At 53.8% G+C, this 2,500-nt stretch carries 1 tRNA gene and 2 rRNA genes (1 of these 3 cut by a window edge); all 3 read right to left on the bottom strand.

Annotated elements, in window-relative coordinates:
- Nucleotides 1-30: 30 nt before the first annotated feature.
- Nucleotides 31-107: transfer RNA gene (locus SJY26_RS00005), tRNA-Met, on the bottom strand.
- 59 nt (nucleotides 108-166) lie between these two features.
- A 5S ribosomal RNA gene (rrf, locus tag SJY26_RS00010) occupies nucleotides 167-281 on the bottom strand.
- Between the two features lie 66 nt (nucleotides 282-347).
- Nucleotides 348-2,500: ribosomal RNA gene (locus tag SJY26_RS00015) — 23S ribosomal RNA — on the bottom strand (it continues 630 nt past the right edge of the window).

Raw genomic sequence — 2,500 nt, forward strand, 5'->3', positions numbered from 1 at the left:
TTGAAGTGTCTCACCGGTGTGAGGTATTAGTGGGTGCGGGAGCAGGATTTGAACCTGCGACCTTCAGGTTATGAGCCTGACGAGCTACCGGGCTGCTCCATCCCGCGGCAGAGGGAGTTTGTGAAGGAAGATGTTGGAGAGAAACTCACGCATATCTGTCTGATAGACCCGGCGGCGACCTACTCTCCCGCGCCTTGAGACGAAGTACCATTGGCTCTGGAGGGCTTAACGACCGAGTTCGGAATGGGATCGGGTGGGGAACCTCCGACATAACCACCAGGTCAATCAGAAAGATATGAGTGAGAAGACATTGTCTATTCAATAGATCGAATGAGTTTTGCTGAGAAACGATCAAGCCGATCGGATTATTAGTACCAGTAAGCTTCACGCGTCGCCGCGCTTCCACACCTGGCCTATCAACGTGGTAGTCTTCCACGATCCTCAGCGAAGCCTTGTTTTGAGGTTAGTTTCCCGCTTAGATGCTTTCAGCGGTTATCTATTCCATACTTAGCTACCCTGCTGCACAACTGGCGTCATGACAGGTCCACCAGAGGTATGTCCATCCCGGTCCTCTCGTACTAGGGACAGATCCTCTCAAGCTTCGAACACCCACGGCAGATAGGGACCAAACTGTCTCACGACGTTCTGAACCCAGCTCACGTACCACTTTAATCGGCGAACAGCCGAACCCTTGGGACCTGCTCCAGCCCCAGGATGTGATGAGCCGACATCGAGGTGCCAAACTTTGCCGTCGATATGGACTCTTGGGCAAAATCAGCCTGTTATCCCTAGAGTACCTTTTATCCGTTGAGCGATGGCCCTTCCACGCGGGACCACCGGATCACTATGGCCGACTTTCGTCTCTGCTCGACTTGTCAGTCTCGCAGTCAGGCGGGCTTATGCCATTGCACTCGACGACCGATTTCCGACCGGTCTGAGCCCACCATCGCGCGCCTCCGTTACACTTTAGGAGGCGACCGCCCCAGTCAAACTACCCACCACGCCATGTCCCGGGACCGGATAACGGCCCTCGGTTAGACGTCAACGACAGTAAGGGTGGTATTTCAAGGATGGCTCCACCAGAGCTGGCGCCCCGGTTTCATAGCCTCCCACCTATCCTACACATACGGTCGCTAACGCCAAGGCGAAGCTATAGTAAAGGTTCATAGGGTCTTTCCGTCTGACCGCGGGAACCCCGCATCTTCACGGGGAATTCAATTTCACTGAGCCTGTGCTGGAGACAGTGGGGAAGTCGTTACGCCATTCGTGCAGGTCGGAACTTACCCGACAAGGAATTTCGCTACCTTAGGACCGTTATAGTTACGGCCGCCGTTTACCTGGGCTTCAGTTCGTCGCTTTCACAACTCCCTTTAACCTTCAGGCACCGGGCAGGCGTCAGACCCTATACGTCGCATTGCTGCTTCGCAGAGCCCTGTGTTTTTGCTAAACAGTCGCTACCCCCTGGCTTGTGCCACTCTGCAAAGGTTGCCCTGAGCAGAGTCACGCTTATTCCGAAGTTACGCGTGCAATTTGCCGAGTTCCTTCAGCACAGTTCTCTCAAGCGCCTTGGTATGCTCTACCTGACCACCTGTGTCGGTTTCGGGTACGGTCTCTGCCAGAGTTATTTCCAGGGACAACTTCCCTGCCAGGACAATCCAATAAGCCCTGACAAGTTACGCCATCCGTCACTTCTGGCTGGTGCAGGAATATTTACCTGCTTCCCATCGACTACGCTTTTCAGCCTCGCCTTAGGGGCCGACTAACCCTGCGCAGATTAGCTTTACGCAGGAACCCTTGGTCTTTCGGCGGGAGTGTCTCTCACACTCCTTATCGTTACTCATGTCAGCATTCTCACTTCCGATACCTCCAGCCAGGCTCACGCCTGACCTTCACCGGCTTACGGAACGCTCCGCTACCGCTCGCTTACGCGAACCCATATCTTCGGCGCATGGCTTGAGCCCCGTTACATTTTCCGCGCAGGATCGCTTGATCAGTGAGCTGTTACGCTTTCTTTAAAGGATGGCTGCTTCTAAGCCAACCTCCTGATTGTCAAAGCAATCCCACATCGTTTCCCACTTAGCCATGACTTGGGGGCCTTAGATGATGGTTAGGGTTGTTTCCCTTTTCACGACGGACGTTAGCACCCGCCGTGTGTCTGCCCGATAGTTCTCTCAGGTATTCGGAGTTTGGTTAGTATTGGTACCGCTCGCGCAGCCCGCAACCATCCAGTGCTCTACCCCCTGAGGAATTCGTCGGACGCTCTACCTAAATAGATTTCGCGGAGAACCAGCTATGTCTAGGTTTGATTGGCCTTTCACCCCTATCCACAAGTCATCCCAGAATTTTTCAACATTCACGGGTTCGGACCTCCAGTAAGTGTTACCTTACCTTCATCCTGCTCATGGATAGATCACCTAGTTTCGGGTCGTCATACGTCGAACTTAGCGCCCTGTTCAGACTCGCTTTCGCTGCGCCTACACCTAACGGCTTAAGCTTGCTC

This window comes from Brevundimonas sp. R86498 (genome assembly GCF_044598075.1).
GTDB lineage: Bacteria > Pseudomonadota > Alphaproteobacteria > Caulobacterales > Caulobacteraceae > Brevundimonas.